Source organism: bacterium, from assembly GCA_016702305.1.
In the GTDB taxonomy this organism is placed as follows: domain Bacteria; phylum Electryoneota; class RPQS01; order RPQS01; family RPQS01; genus JABWCQ01.
This window is the reverse complement of the sequence record JADJEH010000001.1, coordinates 316,030-339,933: the sequence shown is the minus strand read 5'-3', so window position 1 is coordinate 339,933 and position 23,904 is coordinate 316,030. Positions and strand designations below refer to the sequence as shown.

20 protein-coding genes and 2 tRNA genes are annotated in these 23,904 nt (G+C 58.5%); 11 read left to right on the top strand and 11 right to left on the bottom strand.

Annotation, left to right across the window (positions count from 1 at the left end; genetic code table 11):
* Positions 1-7 precede the first annotated feature (7 nt).
* The 10 genes from IPH10_01345 (at position 8) to IPH10_01300 (ending at position 11,082) form a co-directional block, all read left to right on the top strand.
* Entirely contained in the window at positions 8-3,283 is a 3,276-nt protein-coding gene (locus tag IPH10_01345) for an isoleucine--tRNA ligase (GenBank protein ID MBK6909572.1), read from the top strand.
* 16 nt (positions 3,284-3,299) lie between these two features.
* Positions 3,300-3,770 (top strand): TraR/DksA family transcriptional regulator, encoded by a 471-nt coding sequence (locus IPH10_01340; protein MBK6909571.1) that lies wholly within the window; start codon positions 3,300-3,302, stop codon positions 3,768-3,770.
* A gap of 2 nt (positions 3,771-3,772) precedes the next feature.
* Positions 3,773-4,387, top strand: coding sequence for a signal peptidase II (gene lspA / locus IPH10_01335; protein MBK6909570.1), 615 nt, complete (start codon positions 3,773-3,775; stop codon positions 4,385-4,387).
* The gene (locus tag IPH10_01330; GenBank protein ID MBK6909569.1) at positions 4,335-5,273 is read left to right on the top strand and encodes an RluA family pseudouridine synthase; all 939 of its coding nucleotides are present in this window, start codon (positions 4,335-4,337) and stop codon (positions 5,271-5,273) included. The genes lspA and IPH10_01330 overlap by 53 nt, the downstream gene beginning before the upstream one ends.
* Before the next feature lie 65 nt (positions 5,274-5,338).
* On the top strand, positions 5,339-7,357 hold the full coding sequence (gene secD / locus IPH10_01325) for a protein translocase subunit SecD (GenBank protein MBK6909568.1): 2,019 nt from the start codon (positions 5,339-5,341) through the stop codon (positions 7,355-7,357).
* A complete protein-coding gene (gene secF / locus IPH10_01320; GenBank protein ID MBK6909567.1) occupies positions 7,357-8,265 on the top strand; it encodes a protein translocase subunit SecF in 909 nt (302 codons plus the stop codon). Before secD ends, secF begins: the two co-directional genes overlap by 1 nt.
* Before the next feature lie 62 nt (positions 8,266-8,327).
* Complete coding sequence (locus IPH10_01315) at positions 8,328-9,608, top strand: adenylosuccinate synthase (GenBank protein ID MBK6909566.1); 1,281 nt, start codon at positions 8,328-8,330, stop codon at positions 9,606-9,608.
* A 41-nt stretch (positions 9,609-9,649) separates the two neighbouring features.
* Positions 9,650-9,722 (top strand) — tRNA-Lys (locus tag IPH10_01310).
* A gap of 91 nt (positions 9,723-9,813) precedes the next feature.
* On the top strand, positions 9,814-10,812 hold the full coding sequence (locus IPH10_01305; GenBank protein MBK6909565.1) for an HD domain-containing protein: 999 nt from the start codon (positions 9,814-9,816) through the stop codon (positions 10,810-10,812).
* Between the two features lie 69 nt (positions 10,813-10,881).
* The gene (locus IPH10_01300) at positions 10,882-11,082 is read left to right on the top strand and encodes a hypothetical protein (GenBank protein ID MBK6909564.1); all 201 of its coding nucleotides are present in this window, start codon (positions 10,882-10,884) and stop codon (positions 11,080-11,082) included.
* A gap of 51 nt (positions 11,083-11,133) precedes the next feature.
* Here the strand turns inward: IPH10_01300 and IPH10_01295 are convergent, their stop codons facing one another.
* The 6 genes from IPH10_01295 to IPH10_01270 all read right to left on the bottom strand — a co-directional run bounded on the left by IPH10_01295 (position 11,134) and on the right by IPH10_01270 (position 16,994).
* Entirely contained in the window at positions 11,134-11,847 is a 714-nt protein-coding gene (locus tag IPH10_01295) for an RsmE family RNA methyltransferase (GenBank protein MBK6909563.1), read from the bottom strand.
* Positions 11,841-13,637 (bottom strand): hypothetical protein, encoded by a 1,797-nt coding sequence (locus IPH10_01290; protein MBK6909562.1) that lies wholly within the window; start codon positions 13,635-13,637, stop codon positions 11,841-11,843. The genes IPH10_01295 and IPH10_01290 overlap by 7 nt, the downstream gene beginning before the upstream one ends.
* A 65-nt stretch (positions 13,638-13,702) precedes the next feature.
* Entirely contained in the window at positions 13,703-14,941 is a 1,239-nt protein-coding gene (gene clpX, locus IPH10_01285) for an ATP-dependent Clp protease ATP-binding subunit ClpX (GenBank protein MBK6909561.1), read from the bottom strand.
* A gap of 12 nt (positions 14,942-14,953) precedes the next feature.
* Positions 14,954-15,550 (bottom strand): ATP-dependent Clp endopeptidase proteolytic subunit ClpP, encoded by a 597-nt coding sequence (gene clpP, locus IPH10_01280; protein MBK6909560.1) that lies wholly within the window; start codon positions 15,548-15,550, stop codon positions 14,954-14,956.
* A gap of 32 nt (positions 15,551-15,582) precedes the next feature.
* Positions 15,583-16,887 carry a trigger factor gene (tig, locus tag IPH10_01275; GenBank protein MBK6909559.1) on the bottom strand — a complete coding sequence of 435 codons (1,305 nt, stop codon included), beginning with the start codon at positions 16,885-16,887 and terminating at the stop codon, positions 15,583-15,585.
* A 23-nt stretch (positions 16,888-16,910) separates the two neighbouring features.
* Positions 16,911-16,994: transfer RNA gene (locus IPH10_01270), tRNA-Leu, on the bottom strand.
* Between the two features lie 175 nt (positions 16,995-17,169).
* Here IPH10_01270 and IPH10_01265 point away from each other — a divergent pair.
* A complete protein-coding gene (locus tag IPH10_01265) occupies positions 17,170-18,348 on the top strand; it encodes an MFS transporter (protein ID MBK6909558.1) in 1,179 nt (392 codons plus the stop codon).
* A gap of 79 nt (positions 18,349-18,427) precedes the next feature.
* On the opposite strand, the gene fbp is transcribed toward IPH10_01265, so the two are convergent.
* From fbp to IPH10_01240, 5 genes are read right to left on the bottom strand one after another with little or no spacing between them, the layout of a single operon-like run.
* The gene (fbp, locus tag IPH10_01260; protein ID MBK6909557.1) at positions 18,428-19,450 is read right to left on the bottom strand and encodes a class 1 fructose-bisphosphatase; all 1,023 of its coding nucleotides are present in this window, start codon (positions 19,448-19,450) and stop codon (positions 18,428-18,430) included.
* 8 nt (positions 19,451-19,458) lie between these two features.
* Positions 19,459-20,097 (bottom strand): HAD family phosphatase, encoded by a 639-nt coding sequence (locus IPH10_01255; protein MBK6909556.1) that lies wholly within the window; start codon positions 20,095-20,097, stop codon positions 19,459-19,461.
* A complete protein-coding gene (locus IPH10_01250) occupies positions 20,094-20,963 on the bottom strand; it encodes an SDR family oxidoreductase (GenBank protein ID MBK6909555.1) in 870 nt (289 codons plus the stop codon). Before IPH10_01250 ends, IPH10_01255 begins: the two co-directional genes overlap by 4 nt.
* Positions 20,956-22,329 (bottom strand): tryptophanase, encoded by a 1,374-nt coding sequence (locus tag IPH10_01245; GenBank protein MBK6909554.1) that lies wholly within the window; start codon positions 22,327-22,329, stop codon positions 20,956-20,958. Before IPH10_01245 ends, IPH10_01250 begins: the two co-directional genes overlap by 8 nt.
* A gap of 11 nt (positions 22,330-22,340) precedes the next feature.
* Positions 22,341-23,855: a glycosyltransferase family 39 protein gene (locus tag IPH10_01240; protein MBK6909553.1), complete on the bottom strand. Its 1,515-nt coding sequence runs from the start codon at positions 23,853-23,855 to the stop codon at positions 22,341-22,343.
* Between the last annotated feature and the right edge of the window lie 49 nt (positions 23,856-23,904).

Here is a 23,904-nt window from a genome sequence, read left to right as displayed (position 1 = left end):
GTCTACTATGTTAAAACCCGTATCCGAAAAACTGCATTTGCCGGCTGTTGACCACGAGATTCTGAAGTTCTGGGAAGAGCGGAAGATTTTCGAGCGTTCCATTTCGGAGCGCGCGGGCGGGCGGGATTTTGTGTTTTTCGACGGTCCTCCGGGGACGAACGGGCTGCCGCATATCGGGCATATGATGCAGAGCGCGTTGAAGGATTTGTGGCCGCGCTATAAGACGATGCAGGGCTTCCGCGTGCTGCGCAAGGCGGGTTGGGATACGCACGGGCTGCCGATTGAGTTGACGGCGGACAAGGAACTGGGTTTCACCTCGAAACTCGACGTCGCTAAGTATGGTGAAGCCGAGTATGTGGATTATTGCCGCAAAACGGTGTTTCGGTTCAAGCAGGAATGGGAAGTGGCGATTCGGCGGATCGGGCGGTTTCTCGATTTGGAAAATGCCTATGCGACCTATGAACCGTACTATATTCAGTCGGATTGGTGGACGCTGAAGCAGGCCTGGAATTTGGAGCTTGAAGGCGAGGCGCGAGAAAAGGCGTTGCGCTTGGGGCAATCGCCGCGCTACCTCTATAAGGATTACCGCGTGATGGCCTACAGTCCGCGCACGGGAACGACGCTGTCGAATTTCGAGGTCGCGCAAGGCTATCAGGATGTTACCGACCTCACGCTCTATGTGAAGTTCAAGGTCATTGGCGAAGCGAATCTCTATTTGACAGCATGGACGACCACACCGTGGACGCTGCTTTCGAATCTGGCGGTCGCCTGCGGCCCCGAGATTGAGTATTCTATTGTCGAACGGGCCGAAACGGGCAAAAAGCTGATTATCGCGACGGCGCGGCTCGAAGCCTTGAAGCCGATGCTCGGCGAATACCGTGTCGTGGGCACGAAGCTCGGCAAGGAGCTCGCAGGACTGCGCTATGAGCCGCTCTTTGATTGGCTCAAGCAGCCAGGGACGCGCGCGTGCTCGGTCGTATGCGATGACTATGTCACGACGGAAGACGGCACGGGCTTGGTGCATCTGGCGAATTACGGTGAAGACGACTTCCGGATCTTGCGCAAGATGGAAATTCCGGTGGTCTTGACGGTGGATGCGAATGGTCTGGTGGGTGAGCATGCGAAGCCGTTTGCGGGGCGCGAGTTCCGTGAAGAGGGGCTCGATGTGGACATTCTCAAGTACCTGCAGGCCAAAGGGCTGCTGTTAGGCAAAGAGAAGTACACCCACACCTATCCGTTCGACTATCGGACGAAGACGCCGCTGATGTACTTCCCGCGCCCGGCCTGGTTCATTCGCACGACGGCGCTCAAAGAGATGATGCTTGAAGCCAATCAGCACATTGGCTGGAAACCTGATCACGTGCGCGACGGCCGGTTCGGCAATTGGCTCGAGAATGTGCAGGATTGGAATGTTACGCGCGAACGTTACTGGGGTTCTCCGCTGCCGGTTTGGCAGACGGAAGATGGCAGCGAGTCGGTTTGTGTTGAAAGCCTCGCGGAACTGGAGAAGTTAGCGTCAGCGCAAGGTTGGTCACTTTCCAGTGACCCTCATAAACCGGCAATAGACAAGATTATCTTGCGGACGGCGGACGGACGCGAGCTGCGGCGAGAGAATTTCGTGCTTGACAGTTGGTTTAACGCCGGGTTGATGCCGTGGGGGCAATTCGGCTATCCGGCGGCGGAGGGTTCGGACAAGCTGTTCATGTCGCAGTATCCGGCCGACTTCATTAGCGAAGGTCAGGATCAAACCCGCGGCTGGTTCTACACTCTATTGGCTTGCTCGTGTTTGGTTGCCAAAGCCAAACTGCAAGAGGCTGAGCGGGACAACGACGCAGACGCGAAGAAGTTCTGGGGCAATCCGGGGAATTGGTCGAGCTACAAGAATGTGATCTGCACGGAACTGGTGCTCGACTCGAAGGGTTTAAAGATGTCGAAGTCGCTTGGGAATGTCGTGGATCCGATGGTGCTGTTTGAGAAATTCGGCGCCGATCCGGTGCGCTGGATTTTCTTTGCGACGAATCCGTGGCTGGCCAAGCGCTTCGGCGAAGAAGAAATTCGCGAAGCAGTGCGTTCGGTGATTCTGCCGCTGTGGAACAGCTACAGCTTTTTCACGACGTATGCCGTGATTGACGGCTGGACGCCGTCGAAGGCGAAGGTCGAGCGGACGGAGCTTGACCGCTGGATCGTATCGGAGTACAACCGCCTGATTGAGGAGGTCACGACCAATCTTGATCAATATGATGTGGGTCGTGCGGCACAGGCGATTCTGAGTTTCCTCGACGAATTGACCAACTGGTACATTCGTCGCTCTCGCCGCAGATTCTGGAAATCGGAAAGCGACGCGGACAAGCATGCGGCCTATGCGACACTCTATGACGTGCTGGAGGGATTGGTAAGGTTGTTGGCCCCGTTCTTGCCGTTCCTATGCGAGCACATTTATCAGAACCTGGTACGCGGCTTAGACGCTAGTGCGGCGGAAAGCGTGCATTTGGCGCAATACCCGGCGGCGGATTCTGCCCAGCGGGATCGGAATCTCGAGCGGCAGATGGCGCGGGTGCAGGAGGCGGTGTCGCTGGCACGGGCGCTGCGCGAAGAGCGCAAGTTGAAAGTTCGGCAGCCGCTGGCGCGGATGACGTGGGTCGTTCCGGAAGCGGGTGCGGCGGCGGAACTTGAGCCGTATTTGGGTCTGGTGGCCGATGAGATCAATGTCAAGCAGATTGAGATTCACGGGAGCGACGACGGCTTGGTGAGCTTGTCCGCCAAGGCGAATTTCAAGCTATTGGGCAAGAAGGTCGGCGGGCGCATGAAGGAGTTTGCGGCGGCGATTGAATTGCTCAGCCCGGCGCAATTGGCGCAGATGGAACAAAGCGGCAGCGTGCGCGTGCTGGACATGGAGCTTGCGGCGGAGGACGTGCTGGTGCGGCGCGAGGAGCTTGCGGGATTCGCAGTGCAATCCGACGGCCACATGACGATCGCGCTGGATACGCATATGACGCCGGATTTGGTGGCGGAAGGATTGGCGCGCGAGGTGGTGCATGCAGTGCAGAGCGCGCGCAAGGACGCGGGATTTGAAATCACGGATCGAATCGCGATCGAGCTTTCCACTGATGCTGGGGAACTGGCGGCGGCGGTTAAGCAATTCGAGGAGTATATTTGCCGCGAGACGCTGTGCACGGAGTTGTTGATAGCGCACGGCGGGGGCGATCAGAAGGCGGGCGACCACGCATTTGGCTTGACGGTGGCGCAGCGCTCGGAAACGGCGACGGAAATGACACAGGTCTGAGAAGCAGGACAACACCATGGCGAACGAGAACAACAAGAAGAGAACCGAAGCGACCGAGAAGCCAACGCATCCGTGGCCGGACGGTCCGAAGCCGACGCTTTACGCACCGGAGTGGAAGGAGTATTTCCGCCACCTGATCGTGGAGCGGCGCAAGGAAATCTTGCGCGAGCTGGGCTACCTGCGCGAGAGTTCCATGGAACAGACGTCAGACACGTATTCGGGGGACTCTTCGACCTACAGCTATCACATGGCGGATCAGGGGACGGATGCGCAGGAACGCGAGAAGGCCTTTCTGTTTGCCAGCCGTGAGGGCAAGATGCTGACGCTGTTGGAACAGGCGGTTGAGCGGATAGACAACGGCACGTATGGGTATTGTATGGACACGGGCGCGCCGATTGAATTTCGTCGGCTGGAAGCGATTCCGCATGCGAAGCTGAGCATTGAGGCCAAACGTCGGTTGGAAGAGGCCAAAAACAACATCGAATGACGATGAGCGGTGCCATGCGGCCGGCGTATTGGCCGTGGATGCTGGGTTTTGCGATGTTGGTCGGGCTGGATCAGTGGACCAAGGCCTGGGTGCGCGCGAGTTTTGTGCTGGGGGAATCTATTCCTGTACTCGGCGAGCTGCTACGGTTAACGTATGTGCAGAATCCCGGTGTGGCCTTCGGACTGGAGCCGTTTCCGCCGTTGGTGTTGATGCTATTTGGCGCAACCGCGGCGGTTGGGTTGGCAATCTACTTATACAAATTGGTTCGCGACCGCGATCGGCTCATGTGGCCGGTCTTTCTATTCTGGTGCGGCGCGGTGGGCAATTCTATTGACCGGGTGTTGTTCCGGTCGGTGACGGATTTTTTCGACGCGGATTTTCCCGATTTCATCATGCAGCGCTGGCCCGTGTTCAATATCGCGGACTCGTGCGTGACGGTCGGCATCGTGCTGTTGTTATGGCAGACATTGTTCATGAAGCAGCACGCCCCTCTCTCTACCACTTCAGGTGAACGACTCGACTCCTCCTCCCTTTCGACTTCAAGCAGCAGCGGCACAGAAACCGCTGCGGCTGGACCGCTTTCTCACCCAAGCCCTTCCAGCGATCTCCCGCAATAGAGTGCACGGCCTGATCGAGGCCGGGCTGGTGTTTGTCAACGGGCAATCTGTGCGCAAATCATGGCGTGTGTCCGGTGGCGACGAGGTTGAGGTTCATTTTCGTCCGCAAGATCCGGTGGATATTGTGGCGGAGGCGATTCCGCTCGACCTGCATTATGAGGATGACTTTCTGCTTGTTGTGAATAAGCCCGCGGGGATGGTAACGCATCCGGCGCACGGGAATCTCAGCGGGACGCTGGTGAACGCGCTGTTGCATCATCTCGGTCGCGAGACCGGTGAAGATAACATGCGGCCCGGGATCGTGCACCGGCTGGACAAGGGAACATCGGGTTTGCTGGTCGTGGCCAAGGATGACAAGGTCCACCGCAAGTTGACCGATCAATTTGCCAAGCGGTCGGTCGAGCGTGAGTATCGCGCGCTGGTGTGGGGACGATTCCGGCATGATGAGGGCACGATCGAAACGCTGCTTGACCGTCATCCCGGTGATCGCAAGCGCTACGCAGTCTCGAAGCGGACAGGCAAGGAAGCGATTACGACGTATCAGGTGCTCGAGAACTACGTTGATACGGCCTACCTGAAGTTGAAGCTGGGAACCGGGCGCACGCATCAGATTCGCGTGCATGTTGAGCACATTGGTCATCCGGTCTTTGGCGATACGGCGTACGGCGGTCGCACGAAGCGGCTGGGCAATTTCGGCGGTACGCGGGCGAAGTTTTACAGCACAGTATTGGAAGACGTCGAGCATTTCATGCTGCATGCGCGAACGCTCGGGTTTGTCCATCCTGTGACGAACGAGGCGCTCAGTTTTGCCGTGGAGCCGCCGGAACGGTATATTAAGACGCTGGAATTACTGAAGAAAGATGCACTTCTTCAGCTTGACAAATAGGCCGGAACATTGTATATTAGAGGTCTTTGCGAACTTCTCACACCGGGTTTGCCTTCTGGTAACTTATGAAAGAACATCGATTTAGAATTATCGTTGTGACGCTGTTGCTGGTGCTGGGCGGGTACCTCCTGTATCCGACCTTGCGCTACGAGCAGCTCTCGGATCAGGAAACCGAATTGCTGACCCAGTTGAGCAATACGTCGGGGATCCCTCTGTCGCGTTTGGTGACGGATATCTACCGCGACGATGTTGACCTGGTGGGCGAGGTTCAGCTGTCCTCGATCGGGGAGATGGACAAGGCGTCCGCAACGGAACAGATTGAATACCTGCGGGGCGATTTCTCGAAGTCGTTGCAGGCCAATCGCTCGTTGGCGATCAAGCGCGGTCTTGACTTGCAGGGCGGCATGTATCTCGTGCTGGAAGTTGACCTGCTGGAGCTGCTGCAAAACAGCGCGAAGGCCAAGGACGACCAGTACGAGGCGTTGATCGCTCAGTTGGCTCCGATTGCGAAGCAACCGGATGCGGACGTGTTCAGCGAACTGCAATCGGTAGCCGCGAGTCGCAACATCTCACTGAACCGCTACTGGGGCGATGCCGGTCAATCGGACGGCGACATTATCTCAGAACTGCGTACGACTGCGGATGACGCGGTGGACCGCAGTTTGGAGATTTTGCGCAACCGCGTGGACCAGTTCGGCGTGTCTGAGCCTTCGATCAGCAAGCTGGGTACGCGGCGCATCGCGCTGGAGCTTCCCGGCGTCAAGGATCCGGTACGCGCGCGTGAATTGGTAGGCCGTACGGCGTTGCTGGAATTCCAGTTGCTGGCCGAATCCGAGCGTTCGCAGCAGGTGCTGCTGGCCTTGGATGAGGGCATTCGCCGCCGTATGTCAGGCGACACCGCCGAAACGGTTGCGGCAACACCGGACTCGTTGGGCGCAGATTCAACGGCTGACAGCACGCAGACCGCCGACGACATGTTCACGACACCGGACACGACTCTGGGTGACACGACCGGTTCGGGTGCGAACCCGTTGTTGTCGCTGTTAGTCGGAGGCACAGGGGACATTCTGGTGCCGGTGGAAAATCGCGGCAAGGTGACCCGTTATTTGACGGCGATTGAGAATCAGCGTTTCATTCCGCGTGATCTGGCCTTCAAGTGGTCGGCCCGTTCAGAGAAGATGGGCACTGATCTGAAGGAATACTGGCGGCTCTATATCGTGAAGGCGCGGGCGGAATTGACCGGCGAGAAGCTGGCGGACGCGCGTTCGACGATGGGCTCGGGCTACGATCCGGCGCAGGCAGGCAAGCCGGTTGTGCAAATCGAGTTCACACGCGAAGGCGGTCGCGTCTTTTCGCGGGTAACTGGTGCGAACGTTGGCCAACGACTGGGTATCGTGCTCGACGACAAGGTGTACATGGCTCCGAACCTGCAAGAGAAGATTTCGGGCGGTTCGGCTGTGATCACCGGCCTTGATGACGTGGAAGAAGCTCGTGACATCGCCATTGTGCTGCGCGCAGGCGCGCTGCCGGCGTCGGTTAATGTGGCTGAAGAGCGCACGGTGGGACCGTCGCTCGGTCAGGATTCGGTCGAAGCAGGCAAGCTGTGTTTGATCATCTCGTTTCTGGCGGTCATCTTCTTCATGGTGTGGTACTACCGCGCCTCGGGCCTGATCGCCGACCTAGCGATGATTTTCAACGTGTTCCTGCTCATGGGCGCACTGGCACTCTTCCAGTTTACGCTGACGATGCCGGGTATCGCGGGTATCATTTTGACGATTGGTATGGCGGTGGACGCTAACGTGCTGATCTTCGAGCGTATTCGCGAAGAGTTGCGGGCAGGCAAGTCGGTGCGGGCGGCGATTGATACGGGATTTGACCGCGCGCTATTGACGATTATTGACTCGAATACGACGACGGCGATTGCCGGCGTGGTGCTTCTGATTTACGGTACGGGCGCGATCAAGGGATTTGCCTTGACCTTGACGGTTGGTATCTTGATCAACATGTTCACGTCCGTGTTCCTGACTCGCTTGGTGTACGACCTGTACACAACGGGTCGCCAACTTAAGACCTTGAGCGTCTGATGCCTCAGTTTTTTGCAAATGCCAATTATAAGTTCGTGCAGCACCGCTGGCGGACTCTGACCATTTCGGCCGTGATAATCCTGGCCGGCTTGGTAATGATGGTTGTACGCGGTCCCAACTGGTCGGTGGACTTCCGCGGCGGCATGGACATGACGGTGCGATTCGCTCAGGCCGTGACGGACGGTCAGGTGCGAGCGGCACTGGGTGACATTGCCGTGGGTGAAGTCAAGACCATTGGCGGTCTGGGCACCAAGCCGGACATTCTGATTCGCATGAAGGTCGCGGAAGATCCGACCGCGACGCAGAAGCAGATTCAGGAGAAGCTGAGCGGGGCTTTCCCGGGCAACTCCGTGGAGATCCGTGAGATTGCGCTCGTGGGTCCGCGTGTGGGCCGGGAATTGCGCAATTCAGCGGCGATATCCGCCGTTGTGGCGATCATTCTGCTGCTGGCCTATATTTCCTGGCGCTTCCGTTTTGAATTTGCGATTGGCGGCATTATCGCGCTTGTTCACAACGTCGGCGTGACGCTCGCGTTTGTGGTGTTCATGGACTACGAGCTGTCGTTGTCGGTATTGGCCGCGTTTCTGACGCTGATCGGCTACTCTATCAATGACACAATCGTCGTGTTCGACCGAATTCGCGAGAACATGAAGAAGCTCAAGGACATGAGTTTGGCGGATGTCATGGACCGTTCAATCAACGATACGCTCTCGCGCTCGGTGATCACGTCGGTGACGGTGTTTCTTTCGACGCTGGTGTTGTACATCTTCGGTGGAGAAGTGCTGCGTGGTTTCAGCTTTGTCATGCTCGTAGGCGTCATCGCCTCGGCTTACGCGACGGTATTCGTGTCGGCGCCGGTAGTCGTGGAGTGGGCAGAGAAGGCGATTCTTAAAGGCAAGAAAAAGTAACGCGATTTTCGGTTCTCGCGGCCCCGCGCGAGCGGGGCCGTTTTTGTTTAAGGAAGCTACCCGTGGTCACAGCGGTATTGGGCGCCCAATGGGGCGACGAAGGCAAGGGCAAGATCGTGGACTACCTGAGCGAGCGCGCCGATGTGGTGTGCCGTTATCAGGGCGGCGCGAATGCGGGTCATACGATCATTGAAGGCGGACGAAAGTTCGTCCTGCATCTGTTGCCGGCGGGCATTCTGCGGCCGAACACGGTTTGCGTGATTGGCGGCGGCGTAGTGGTTGATCCGGCGGCGCTGCTGAATGAGATCGCTCAGCTTGAAGCGGCGGGGATTAATCTCGACGGACGGCTGTTTGTGAGCCAGCAGGCGCACTTGATCATGCCGTATCACAAATTGCTCGACAGTCTGCACGAATCGCAGGGCGAGCGGGTGAAGATCGGGACGACCGGGCGGGGCATCGGTCCGGCGTACGTAGACAAGGTAGCGCGGGTGGGCATTCGCATCGTGGACTTGCTCGACCGGGATTCGCTGCGCCAGAAGATCCGGGCAAACGTCGAAGAGAAGAACCGTTTGCTGTCAAAGGTATACTCAGCGGCCGAGCTCGACGTGGAGACAATCGTTGAAGAATACGTCGCGTTCGACCAGAAGATTGATCCTTACGTCAAGGACGTGTCGGTACTTCTGGACGAAGCGATTCGCGCGGGTAAGAATGTGATTCTGGAAGGCGCACAGGGGACGCTCCTGGATGTGGATATGGGCACGTATCCGTACGTGACGTCGTCGAATCCCACGGCCGGCGGCGCTTGTGCCGGACTGGGCATCGGTCCCCGGCGGATTGACAACGTCATCGGCATTATCAAGGCGTACACAACGAGGGTCGGTGAAGGCCCCTTCCCCACTGAGATTACGGACGGAGACGAACAACAGAAGCTGCGCGAGAAGGGCGACGAGTACGGTGCGACGACCGGTCGTCCGCGGCGTTGCGGCTGGTTCGACGGTGTTGCAGCGCGCTTTGCGGCGCGGGTGAACAGCCTTGATTCCTGGGCGGTGACAAAGCTCGATATTTTGACGGGGATGGACAAGATCAAGGTGTGCGTGGCCTATGAAGACGGCCAGCGCACTTATAAGAACTTTCCGTCGGATAGCCGGATATTGTCCACCTGCCGTCCCGTGTATGAAGAGCTGCCGGGCTGGACGGAGAGTTTGAACGGTGTGCAGAGTTGGCAGGATTTTCCCAAGGCGGCTCAAGAGTACTTGCAGTACATTGAGCAATTCACGGGTGTGCCCGTTTCAATCGCGTCGGTTGGCGCGTCGCGCGAGCAGACGATCATGTTGTCAGTCTAGGACAGATTGCCGGTGCCGTGCAAAATGCACGACTCTGGCTTGAGAGCGTAGCTCAGCAGGTAGAGCACCGCCCTTTTAAGGCGATGGTCCCGGGTTCGAATCCCGGCGCTCTCACAATAATTCACCCGAAGCCGTCATGGCTTCGGGTGTTTTTTCTGAGGGCACGGGCTTTGCGCTGGAACAAGGGTCATCTCTACGAGCAAACGTGTCGTCAAGTAACAGCATCATTGAACCGCAGGTAGACCACCGGATCTACCACCCTGCTCCGCTGGCCACTCTGCACGCGGGCAAGGGCGCGCATTTTGACCTTTACCTCGGCGTGCCGACGCGGACGGGTCAGCGCTATGTGCTTTACAAGTCGGCTGATCTTGACCTGAGCGAGCAGAAGCGTAAGGAGCTGATTGATCGCGGCGTCAAGTTCCTGTACGTTGCGGACGACGACGCCGGGCAGTACTTCACATTCGTGGACCGCACCGTGGGCGACGTGCTGCGGGCCGACGACGCGACGCCGGAGCAGAAGTCGCAGGTCTTGTATCAGACGACGACGGCGCTGGTTCAGGCGACATTCTCGCGGCCGGAGTCTCCGGTTCTGATCAAGACGAATCGCACGATGGTTGAGCACACGGTCGAGGCGTTAGCGGCGGATCGTGATCTGCTGCGCGCGATGGCCGGGACGTTTGCGCTCGACTATTCGCTGTATTCGCACGCCGTGCATGTTGCAACACTGGGCACGGCGCTTTTGTTAGAGATCCACGGGCCGGAGACGCACGTGAAGGATGCTGCGATGGGCTATCTGCTTCACGACGTGGGCAAGTGTCGAGTGCCATCGCAGATTTTGCGCAAGGCGGGGGTTCTGTCCACGTCGGAGATGCGTGAAGTGGAGATGCATCCTGAACATGGCGTGTCGCTGATGCGGCCGCACCCGGAAGTCACGGATATGGCCATGGACATCATCCACTCGCATCACGAGAAGCTCAACGGCCGCGGCTATCCGCGGAGGCTTCCTCCTGAGAGAATATCTCTGGAGACCCGCATCTGCACGCTTGTGGACATCTACGATGCGCTGACTTCGCACCGAGTGTACAAGCCGGCGCTGCGCGGGATCGAAGCGTTAACTCTCATGCGCGACAAGATGTATGAAGAGATTGACACGGGTCTGCTGAAGCAATTAATTCGCGTGCTGGGTCCGCGCCACAGCAGATGACCAGTCCATCATAGTTCGTCAAGTTCGAGTCGTTTAGGCCGATACTTTTATGGGAGGCCCAAGCGACGTATGAGCGAACAGCACGAAGAAGCACGACGAGACAACTCGATTCAACGCGTAACGGCACAGCAGACGTTCGTACCTGAGAACAGGGTCTTGAACGGAGCGCTGCTGAACCGCGTCAAACGACGGATCCGTGAGGGCTATTATGATTCGGGGCAGATCTTGAAAGAGATCGCCGAGCGAATCACCGGCGGGGGGGCAAAGTAAGAGGCCGAACAGCGATGTTCGGCCTCTCTTATTTGCGGTACCGCGATGTCACTACAGCTCGCCGGCGCGTGAACGCAGATGCACCAGGCCCGCGGCGAGGGCGACCTCACTGCGCAAGCGGCAGGCTCCAAGCGGGAGGGGAGTCGCGCCGGCGTCGAAGAGCATTCCGAGTTCGTGGGCGTCGAACCCGCCTTCCGGGCCGATGATCAGGATATGACGCGAGGAGCGATCCACGTAGGGTTCGTGGTCGGTTGGATTGTCCGACGGATGAGCGACCCACAGCTTGGCGACTTCCCCACTCCATGCGTCTTGCATTGTCGTTGCCAGAGTTTGCTCGATTAGCCGGGCGCGTCCTGCCTGTTTGGTGGACTGCACGGCGACGCGTCGAAGCTTGTCGAGCTTGGAGTCGCTGAAGGATTCCTGGCTGCGGCGCATGCGGATCCACGTCAGCGACCGGGCGCCAAGCTGCACCGCGGAAGCAACGGCCTCGCGCGCTGAGTCACCTTGCAGACAACCGCAGATAACGTGAAGCTGCAGGGCTGACTCGCAGAATTCGGGTAGTGTTTCCCGAATCTCGAGAAACTGATCTACGACCGTCGCGCGATAAACGGTGCCATGCCCATCGGTGGCCATGACTTCGTCGCCGTTGCGCGCCCGGCGGACGCGCAGAAGATGATGCTGTTCATCGGCGGACAAGGTGATCCTGCCGTCAGAGATCCGTGCATCACCGACGTATACGAACTCGCCGTGCTGTTGAGTCACCATGTGCGCCCCGCTGTAATCGTACCTGAGAGAAAATCGCGGTCCGCGCGACCGAGTTCAGACTGCAAGACCCATTGCATACCACCGGTGAAAAACCACTCTGCGCTATTCCAATTGACGCGCGCAAGCGGGCCCCACGAGACGATGTCCTGCACGCGCAATGGCGCGCCACCAAATTCGAAGCGGTCACCGCGCCGCACGCCATAGACGGCTCCGGCGGAGATGTTGGCGCCGGGCGAGAACTCGCGCGTGGAGATGAAGGCGGCATTCAAGACGTCCGTGCGGTCACTACGTTCTTCAGCGAAGTCGTCCCAGTAGAGACGACCCAGTTCTTCCCGAGCGACTTCGGCTCGCAATGCGAAGACCCAGCGTTCGGCGCGCACGGCCACACTGTCGCCCAGCGTAATGCGGCGAAAGACCGTAGATCGAACTTGGCGCGGATTCAACTCAAAGTCGTACGCTTGATAGTTGGCGCTGATGCGGAACTCGGGAGCATGCAGGATGTTGCGGTCCGGCGTATGAACGAATCGCGTGGTAAGCAGGAACAGGCGCGTCCAGCGGTTATTCGCACTGTTGCTGCTGAAGATGTAAACCAAATGGTTTAAGTCGGCCAACGCCTGAATTTGAATCTTCAAGGCGCGATTGACCGGGGCGCTGAGGCCGCCGTCGAAGCGCCACGCGAGTTCGTCGCGGTCGTCAAAATTCTCGTCTGAGCGGGTGTCCAGCGTGTACTTGCTGAAGGCCGAATGCAGGCGCACATCGAAAGTGTGTACCTTTGTACGTCCGTCGGCGGCCAGCACGGTCTTGCGTCCCGTGAGAATCTCGCCGCGTACATTCTGTGACACACCGCGCACGGCGAGTGACAGCGTCGCGCTGCTGCGGCGGCGGCGCAGCTCAAACTCTGATTCGATACCGGATTCGAGTTCTTCAAGCCGGGAGTTGTTTCCGCGCCGATCATCGAGCTTGGTGTCGAAATAGCGAACATCGCCGTGACCGCGAAGTGCGGCTCCCGTTCCCAGTTCATATTCGATGGCATCGGCGATGCGGAGCGCGGTCTCTTCACGCAATTGCGACGGCGCGTTAATGGCGGTCAAGACGTCACGGCGGGTCCAATTGAAGGAAACGTCGGCGCTATTGCGCGCGGCTTCGTACTCCTGATTCAGAGCATACTGCAATTCAGCGGCGCTACCGCTGCGCGCGCCGGGCGATTCGTAGTCGAGCAGCGCTTCAAACCGGTGCCTGACTTCCGGCGCGGAGTTCAGCGCATACTCGCCGGTGTGCCAGGTTGCCAGACCGGACTCGGTGCGTTCCACGCGCGAATCTGCGACCATGCCGAGGCTGTGCGTCGAGCGCAGTTCGTCGGACCAGCGCACGGCAGGTCCGGCTCCGAGGCGCAGAAGATGTGAGCGATTTCCCTGGGCGACACTGGTGGTAGCACGCGGGCGGTCCACATAGTGCTGACCAGTTGCGCCGCCCCAGAGTGACCATGAGGAATTCAGGGCACGCGCGAGCGCACCAGACCAACGCACATCATGGCGCAAGCGGCCATCAGTGCTTAGGCCGCGCGAGAGCGCAGTGGTCCAATCCGCTTTCAATGCGGTCCTCATTCGTGCGGCGGCGATGTGGTCCCATCTCGCGGAAGCCAGCCAACGCGTGAGCTCGGCTCCCTCCTCCCAGCGCACGGCCACGGAATCGCGGAGCTGCTCACGGGGCGGCGGAGCGGGCGCGTCGGCCCACGCGTGCACAAGGCACAGCGTGAGCAGGATGAGTGAGATAGTGATGGGGGTACGCATAAAAAAACGGCGTGACAACTTTGGTGGGTCGTCACGCCGAGCAGGAACGGTCCGGGCGGGAAGGGCTAAGCGCTCTTCTTTTTCAACTCGACGAAACGCGCGGGTTTCTTTTCGAGCACGGTATCGGCTCCGATGATAACTTCACCAACGTCTTTGCGGCTGGGTACTTCGAAGAAGGCCTCCATGAGCGCTTCTTCGGCAATGGCACGGAGGGCACGCGCGCCAGTCTTGCGGCGCCGGGCTTCGCGGATGATCGCCAGCAGTGCATCCTGTTCAAAGGTGAGCTTGACGCCTTCCATTTCGAACAGACGTGAATATTGCTTGACGAGCGCATTGCGCGGCTCGACCATGATCCTCATCATGGCTTCATCGGAGAGCGGTTCGAGCACCGACACCACGGGGAGGCGTCCGATGAGTTCAGGGATCAATCCGTAGGAATTCAGATCTTCGAAGCTGACGCGCTTGAGGACGTATTCGCCGTCTTCAGCGGCATCAGGAATATTGCGCGCTCCGAAGCCGATCGGGTATTTGGCAACGCGGCTCTTGACGATCTTTTCGAGACCTTCGAAGGCGCCGCCGCAGATGAACATAATGTTCTTGGTGTTCATTTGAATGAACTTCTGCTCGGGATGTTTCCGGCCGCCCTGCGGAGGCAGATTTGCGACCGTGCCTTCGAGAATTTTCAGCAACGCCTGCTGGACGCCTTCGCCGGACACATCGCGGGTAATGGACATGTTCGGATCTTTGCGGGCGATCTTGTCAATTTCGTCAATATAGATGATGCCCATCTCAGCGCGGGCGACATCATAGTCGGAATTTTGCAGCAGGCGCACCAAGACATTCTCGACGTCTTCACCGACATAGCCCGCTTCCGTCAGCGTGGTGGCATCAGCAATGGCGAACGGGACGTGCAGGAAACGCGCCATGGTCTGCGCGAGCAAAGTCTTGCCCGTTCCGGTCGGTCCAATCAGCAGAATATTGGACTTTTCGATTTCGACGTCGGACGTCTGTTCGGCACCGGCGATCCGCTTATAGTGATTGTAGACGGCGACCGAGATTTTCCGTTTGGCATCGTCCTGGCCGATGATGTACTCGTCGAGCTTGCGCTTCATTTCGCGCGGCGTGGGAAACTCGGAGAGGTTGATGGACTTGCGTCCGGCGCGCGACATCGCAACAATCTGATGGGCGTGTTCGACACACACGTCACAAATGGCGATACCGTCCTGATGCTTGATCAGCGTGGCGACCTGATTTTCCGAGCGGCCGCAGAACGAACAGACTTGCTCCAGACGGGGATCCGTCACAGCGCAGCTCCTTTACTTATTGCCGTGGCCGCGCGGATAGATAATCTCGTCCACGATGCCGTATTCCTTGGCTTCTTCGGCGGACATGAAGTAGTTACGGTCGGTGTCCAGTTCAATCTTGTCGAGCGGCCGGCCCGTATGATTGGCGAGCATCTCATTCAGCCGGGAGCGCAACTTCAGGATTTCCTTGGCCATGATGTCAATATCGGATGCCTGCCCTTGCGCGCCGCCCATAGGTTGATGGATCATAACACGTGCGTTGGGGAGAATGCTGCGTTTGCCTTTGGCGCCGGCGGCCAGCAGGAAGGCGCCCATCGAAGCGGCCTGGCCGATGCAGATCGTGGCGACATCGGGCTTCACATGCTGCATCGTATCATAAATCGCAAGGCCCGCGGTGACGACGCCGCCGGGGCTGTTGATATACAGGCTAATGTCCTTTTCGGGGTCTTCCGCCGCGAGGAAGATCAACTGCGCCACCACGAGACTGGCGATATGATCGTCAATGGGAGTACTGACGATGATGATGCGTTCCTTGAGCAGGCGGGAATAGATGTCGAAGGCGCGTTCGCCGCGACCCGTCTGCTCGACAACCATGGGGACTAATGCCATGGACGTATGGTCTCCTATTTCGAACATGATGATTAGACGGTGATGATTTTGGACGGCTCCGTACGGCCTTCAAACTCGGCGAGCGAGATCGGAGTCTTCTGGAGCTGCACCTGTGCTTCAAGATAGTCGAAGACTTTGCGTTCCTGAATATCGTCGTGCACCTGTTGGATCTGATCAGGCGTCAACCGTTTGCGGAAGTCATCGAGCATTTCATCTTCGAGCGTCGCCAAGCGCGCGAGTTCTTCGTTGACGTCGTCTTCGGTGGCGCGCAGATCAAACAGTTGAATCAGGCGGTTGCGCATAAGGTACCAGCGCAACGTCCAGATCGCGGACGCGCGGTACTTTTCACGGAACTCCGCCATGGCATGATCGTCGTGATGGCCCTTGCTGTTGTGCACGGCTTCATCGGCCATCCGGTCAAGGTAGTTGTCCAGCATACGCGGCGGCACTTGGAACTCAGAGCGCCGCAGGAGCTCATCGGCCAGTGTCCGGAACATCTGCTGGCGCGCGGCGTGTCCGGCGCGCGACTCGATGTAGCGGCGCAGGTCGGAGCGCAAATCATCAAGGGATGTAAGATTCGGGTTGACCGACTGGACGAATTGGTCGTCCACTTCGGGCAGCTCCTTGCGCTGGACATTGCGAATGGTAATTTGGGTGCGCAAGGACTGGCCCTCACCACGGTGGAACGTGACGGTGGTCGTCTGATCGTTGGTCAGTCCGGTCATTTTTGATGCAAACTCCTCGCCAAGCGACTGGCGGCTCATGTCCACGGTCACGCCCTTCTGGGAGCGGCCAATCATGGGCACGCCGGAGTCATCGAGCTCCTGCAGATCGAAGGTCACGACGGAGTGCTGGTCCACGGGGTCGTCAGACGGAACCAGCACGGCCTGGCCTTCGCGGAGCGAGTCGAGCGCCGTGTTAATGTCCTCGTCATCCGCCTGCGGGTCCTTCAACTCGACGGAAATTTCGGACAATTCAGGTACCGTGATGTCCGGTAGAAGCTCGACGATGACCTTGAAGGTCAAGGGCTGGCCGGGCTCGAAGTTGATTTCGCTCATTTCGCCCGGGGTGACCGGGAAGAGCTTTTCTTGCTCCAAAGCGGTGCGGTAGGCCTCTTGTAAGACGGTCTGAACAGTGTCCTCTGTGATGGCCGGGCCGTACTTTTGGAGCAGGATATTTCGCGGTATTTTGCCGCGTCGGAAACCGGGGACGTCCGCATGGGCTGCCACGCTGGCCAGCTTGCGCTCGACTTCGGCGGTCATATACTCGGCCGGGACGGCCACGATTAGCTCGGCTTGGACCTCGCTAAGTCGCTTATTTTCAACAATTAATTCCAAAATTTCCTCCGACCGATAGCTTGTGCGAAAGGGGGGACTCGAACCCCCACACCCTCTCGGATACCAGAACCTAAATCTGGCGCGTCTGCCAATTCCGCCACTCTCGCGGCTAAACAGCCAAAATACAAAACTATAAAGAGGTTGTCAAGCGTCGTACAAATCGGCCGTTACGGGCCGACGGCGTGTACAAACTGCATGTGGCGGGGGAATGCGGAGAGTCGCACGTTTACTATGGGGTGAGACTTCCGTATATTGACAGATTCTCTTCTCGCCGATACGACTATGAACTCGAAACTCGCCATTCTGTTCCTGACGATATTTATTGATCTGCTCGGTTTCGGGCTGATCATACCGGCGTTGCCGTTTTACGCGGAGAGTTTTGGTGCGAGTTTCGTAACGATAGGCATTTTCTCGGCAACGTATTCAGCGATGCATTTTCTTTTTGCACCGCTGTGGGGAAGGCTATCGGACCGGGTCGGGCGGCGGCCCGTTATGCTGACCGGGTTAGCGGGATCGGCGGCGGCATTTCTGATGTTTGGTTTGGCGACTACGCTCCCGATGCTGTTTGCGGCGCGGATTCTCGCCGGGATTCTTTCCAGTGCGACGCTGCCGACGGCGCAGGCGTATATTGCCGATACGACCTCACCGGAGGATCGCGCTAAAGGGATGGGGTTGATTGGCGCGGCGTTCGGGATGGGTTTCATTTTCGGTCCGGCCGTAGGCGGTGTGCTCACGCAATTCGGTTATGGGTTTCCGGCGCTGGTCGCAGCAGGATTGTCCACCATCAATTTCGTATGGGCGTTTTGGAAGCTGCCTGAAACGCACTCTGATCGCGGCGGAACATCGCATCGCGGCCTGCTCTCGACCGGCGCTTTGCGCGAAGTTCTTTCGATACCCTACATGGCCGTGCTGATCTTCATCTTTTTCATGCAGGTATTCGCCTTCTCGCAAATGGAGGGCACCTTCGCGTTGTTCGGCGAGCATCGTTTGGGGCTTGACGCGGTGCATGTCGGCTGGATTTTGGCCGAGGTTGGAGTGATCTCGGCGATTATTCAGGGCGCACTGATGGGCAAACTTGTGCGACGCTTCGGCGAGGTCACGCTGGCGCGCACGGGATTGGTACTAATGGCAATCGGTTTGATTGCGACGGGTCAGGTACGAACGGTGCTGCAATTGGTTTTGGTCACCCCGCTTCTGGCGATGGGCTCCGCGGTGATGAATCCGACAATCAACTCGCTCATCTCCAAGACCGCGCCGCCGGACAAGCAAGGTTTGACGATGGGCACGGCGCAGTCCATTGGCGCGCTGGGACGAGTGTTCGGTCCGCCCAGCGGTACGGCACTGTTTCAGTTTGTCGGTCTGTCGGCACCCTACTGGTGCGGCGGTCTGTTGATCGGTGCGATTTCGTTATTGAAGATCGGGACCAAACCGGACGCGGTTGGCGACATTAGCAAAGATTAAAGGTCAGGCCCTGTGCTGACAATCGAACGAGGCCCGGATTACCCGGGCCTCGTTTATTTTGTGCGAGTGATGCGTGCGATCAACCGTCGTATTTCTCGAGGAAGGACAAGAGCTCCGCAAGATTGTCACGCGAACCGACGAAGAGTTGCACGCGGTCATGCAATCCTCTGGGGATTACGTCAAGAATGGACTGGCTTCCGTCGGACGACGCACCGCCGGCCTGTTCAATGACCATAGACATGGGCGAGGCTTCATAAAGCAGGCGCAGCTTTGACTTGGGTTTTTGCGGGTCTTTGTAGTCGAGCGGATACATGAACAGGCCGCCATAGAGCAGCGTGCGGTGGACGTCAGCGATCATGGAACCGATGTAACGCGACGAATAGGGCGTGCCATGCTGGTTGTTCGGCGCGATGATATGGTCTATGTATTTGCGGACTCCCTCGCTCCAGTAATGATAGTTGCCCATGTTGATGCTGAAGTACTTCCCGTGCTGCGGAATGCGCATATCCGGATGTGACAGCAGGAATTCGCCGATGGATGGTTCCAGTGTGAAGCCATTCACGCCGTGGCCGGTGGTGTAGACCATCATGGTGGAGCTGCCGTAGACGATATAGCCCGCCACGACGAGTTCGCGGCCGGGCTGCAGAAGATCTTCAACCGTGCCGGGAGTGCCGTCGGGAGACGAGCGCCGGTGAATAGCGAAAATAGTGCCGACATTGATGTTGGCGTCAATATTCGAGCTGCCGTCGAGCGGGTCGAAGGCCAGCGTGTATTTCCCGTACTCAAATTCGGCTGGAATCGGGATCATATCGGCGCGTTCCTCGGAGGCCATGCAGCAGAGCACGCCGGCGTGATCCATGGCGCGATAGATGACATCGTTGGTGATTTCGTCGAGTTTTTGAACGACTTCGCCTTGCACGTTGGTGTGCCCGGCCACGCCAAGAATGTCAGACAATCCGGCGCTGCGCACTTCCTTTGTGATCTGCTTGGCGGCGAAGGCCAACTGATGCATTAGGCGCGTCAGTTCGCCGGTGGCTTCAGGATGAAGCTGCTGTTGCTCGATGAAGTGGCGTTCAATGCTACAGGTACGGAGGGGGCTCATCGGATACCTCAAGGTTCCAATAGATGAAGAAAATCGGCGAAGCGATGAATCACATGATCCGCTTCGCTCAGATAGCTGGGGGGCAACGTTGTCGTAACGGCGACGGTGCGCAGGCCTGCGGCTTTCGCCGATTGTACGCCAAGCGGCGCATTTTCAAGCGCGAGGCACTCGTGGGCCGCCAGGCCGCTCTGTTCGAGCGCCTTCAAGTAGGGATCCGGCGCGGGCTTGCCGCGACCATATTCCGCGGGCGTAAAGATTGAACGAAAGAGCGCGAACTCTTCGGCCGACAGCACGGCGTCCATGTTACTGCGGATCGAGCCGGTGACGATGTCGCAGGCGATACCGCGATGATTCAGTTCACGAACCAGTTCAGCTGCCTCAGGGATTAGTCCAGCGGACGCGTTGGAGCGGTAGAGCGCTCGTTTGCGCTCGATCAGCTCGGCCTGCTGCGCGTGCGAGTAGTGAACGTTATGCTCGGCGAGCAAGCGGGCGACAGTGTCCTCGGCCTTTTCGCCCTCGTGCAATTGGAAATAGAGATCGTCGAGACGAATCCCGACCTCGCCGAGGATTTGCTCCCACGCGATAACGTGCGCGGGCATCGAGTCAATCAGTGTACCGTCGAAGTCGAAAAAGACAGCTTTAATCATGCAGTGCGTTTAGTGAGCAATGAAGACACGCCGTAGGCGCGCAGGAGCAGACGATCCCAGAGCCTGTCGGGTAACAGTTTGCGCAGCAGGATGGCCATTTGTGCCTTGGCCCCCGTAACGTAGCGCGTACGCGGACGGGTGACAGTTGCGATTTCATACAGAAGTGCGGCGCAACGCTCGGCGGTCCACGCACCGGGTCGGGGGGCGGCCCGGCGAATCTGTGCGAAGTCGTGAATGCGCCGATAGATTTCTGGCGCGTCGGTGGGCGGCTCGGTCAATTTGACGTTAGACACGAATTTTGTCAACACGGGTCCGGCGAGCACGGAGACGACGTCAATTTTGAATGGACGCAGTTCAAGACGCAGCGCATCGGTGAGCGCTTCCAGCGCGAATTTCGACGCGGAGTACCAGCCGTTCCACGGCAGCGTGACGCGCCCGGCGACCGACGAGATATTGATGATGCGGCCTCCGCCCTGTTTGCGCCAGTGCGGCAACAGCAATTGCGTCAGGCGAATTGGCGCGAGCGTGTTCACTTCAACCTGCGCACGCGCTTCGTCCATCGTCACAAGTTCAAGGCAGCCGCTGCGCGCGAATCCGGCGTTGTTGATCAAGACGTCCACCCTGCCGAAGCGCTCGATTGCGTGACTGACCAACTGCACGACGTCGTCCTCGCGCGTAACGTCGCACAGGACCAGCGATGTGTGCAGCGAAGCTTGATGCAATTCGGCGGAAAGTGAATAGAGCTGAAACTGTTCGCGCACAGTGCCGACGACGGCCCAGCCGTGACGAGCAAAATGAAAGGCGGCGGCGCGGCCGATGCCGCTCGAGCAGCCGGTGATGACGACAACGCGGGTGAACTTATTCAATCTCTTCCAAGTGCGCTGTGAAGTGTCGAAGCACGGGCGCTTCGTAGGTCAGGCGCATGGGCTTGATACTGTGACGATTCTTGAAGAGTTCAGTGATGGACTCGGCGACGTAGGTCATGTGCGCGGTGGTATAGACGCGGCGTGGAATGGCGAGTCGCACGAGTTCAAGCGACGGAGCGACGTGTTTGCCGGTCTTAGGATCGGCGTGACCAAACATCAACGAACCGATTTCCACGCCGCGAATACCGGCTTCGCGATAGAGCGAGCATGTCAAGGCGACGCCGGGGAAATGCTCAGGTGGAATATGATCGCAGAAGGCTTTCGCGTCAATAAAAACGGCGTGACCGCCGACTGGTCGAACGATGGCCACACCGGCATCCCAGAGCATGTCGCCGAGATAGCGCACTTGCGCCGTTCGATAGTGCAGGTAATCGAGTTCCATGCCCTCGTAGAGTCCGATGGCGACGGCTTCGAGGTCGCGGCCCGCCAGGCCACCATACGTCGGGAAGCCTTCGATCAAAATGAGTTTTTGCTGCAATTTGCGCGAAAGTTCGACATCGTTCATAGCGATGAAACCGCCGATATTGACAAGCGCGTCCTTTTTGGCGGACATCCAGCAGCCGTCGGCATGGCTGAACAATTCGCGCGCAATTTCGATTATGCTCTTGCCTTTGTAGCCGGGTTCGAATTCGTGGATGAACCAGCAGTTTTCAGCGAAGCGCGCGCAGTCAATGAAGAACGGCACGCCGTATTGTTTGCAGAGGCGTGAGGCAGCGCGAACATTTTCCATCGAGACTGGTTGACCACCGGTGGAGTTGTTGGTGACGGTCATCACGACCATTGGGATGTGATCGCGGTCGGCCTTCAATTTCGCTTCAAGCTTGGCGACGTCCATGTTGCCTTTCCACAGCACACCAAGCTGCGGATCAAGCGCCTCCTTGACAGGCAAGTCGAGCGCGACGGCGCGGTTCATCTCGACGTTGGCGCGGGTCGTGTCGAAGTGCGTGTTGGAGATGACGGTCTTGCCGGTCTCGCAGATTGTGGAGAACAGCAGGTTTTCGGCAACGCGGCCTTGATGTGTGGGAATGACGAACGGGAAGCCCGTGATATCGCGGACGGCGGCTTCGAACTTGAAGAAGCTCTTGGAGCCCGCATAGCTCTCGTCGCCGATCATAAGCCCGGCCCACTGCTGATCGCTCATGGCACCGGTACCGCTGTCGGTAAGCAGGTCAACGTAAATTGAATCGGCGGGCAGAAGGAAGACGTTCAGCCCGGCGCGCTGGAGTAGTTCGACGCGTTCGTCACGGGTAGTGCGGCGGATTTTTTCGACAACTTTAATCCGGAAGGGTTCGGCTGGAAATCGCATGAGAGTTCGGATCAGTTAGAAGACGATGAATGCTGCGCCGCATAGATCGCGGTGGAGCCGACTTGCGCTACGGGCTGGTAGTTGGCCCGGATGAACGCGGTCAGATCGGCGTAGCGAGTGATAGGATAACTGTGGAAGGAATACGGATAGAATTCGACGGCGGAAATATCGAATATGAGCGCGGGTTTGTGCTGCGCGAGATCAGCGATGAGCATCGCCTCGGCATCGGCCCGCGCGTAAGGACGAGGGTTGGAAGTCGCGGCCGAGTAGCCGGTGACATAGTGACAGAGATAATCGCGCACGGCGGGCAGGCGCTGCGCGTGGAAGTAGATTTGCGGACAGTACCCCCATACGAAGATACGATCGGCGGATGAAGTTTGCCCGGCGGCGAAGCCTGCCAATTCCTGTTCGAGTGCGTTGCCGTCGAGGGTTTCCGGCGACAGTCCGTTCGGCGGCGCAAGGTCATCCCAGAAGCGCCAGAACGGAAAATGCAAGAGCGCCAGCGCACAGCCGATTGTCAGGGCCGTGCGCATGAACAGACTCCAACGCGGACCTAGAACGAACAGGACGCCCGCGGCCAGGGCCGATGCCAGCGCCAAGAACGGCAATGCCTGAATGTAGTAATGCGGTGAGAAACGCGAACCAACGGCGATGGTCGCAGCGGCGCACAGCAACAGGAGCAAGATCGTCCAGGCGCGGCGTTTCCACAAGACAAGCAGTCCGACGGGCAACAGCAGCCAGATGACGAAGCCCTGTTTCACAAGGTCGAGCGTGTTGTACCACGCGGCCTCGACGAAGCCCGCGAGACCGGTGTCTCCGGCATATACAAACGGATAGCGAAACCAAGAATCGAGCGCGGCTGTGAGTCGTCCCGTTCCGGCATAAGCCGTGAACAGGAGAATCCATGGCACTGCGACGCCGATGACAATTTGCAGGGCGCCGCTGCGCCGCGGTTGCGGCACGAATACGAGGAAGGCAAAGAGATAGAGTGCGAAACTCTGGCGGAACATGCTGGCCAGACCAAGCAGCACTCCGGCATAACAGAAGCGGGCTTTGTTCTCGCCGCGGATCAAGAGCCAGAAGCCTAACGCGACGCACACAGTACCGGGCAACTCGACATTGAGCGCCTGCATGTCGCGCGGATGGCCGAAAGAATTGGCAAAGAGAAAGAAGGCGACGGCCACCAGCCACGCGGGCAGATCCGGCAACAGTCCAGCGCCGATTCGCATGGTCAGGTAGAGCATGGCGATCCACAGCGCGAGGCCGATGCACTGCACGGCCAACAGGCTCTCGCCGAAGACGGCGAAGATGGCCGCATAGAGATAGACGATGGCCGGAGGTTTGGTGGAACCGACCAGCTCCGCTCCAGGCCATAAGCCGTGCGGCAACGCTTGCGCAGCAACGGCGTATTCGGCCTCGTCAATGTTGAAAAAGATCGGTTCGAGCAACGCTGCACGGCACACAATAAAACCAACGACGGCGGCGAGAAACGGGTACCAAAACACAAAGCGCCCGTGCGGGCGCATCAGAGAATCCACGGTAGTCAGAGGCCGCGCTGGTTTGTCGCCGAATGAC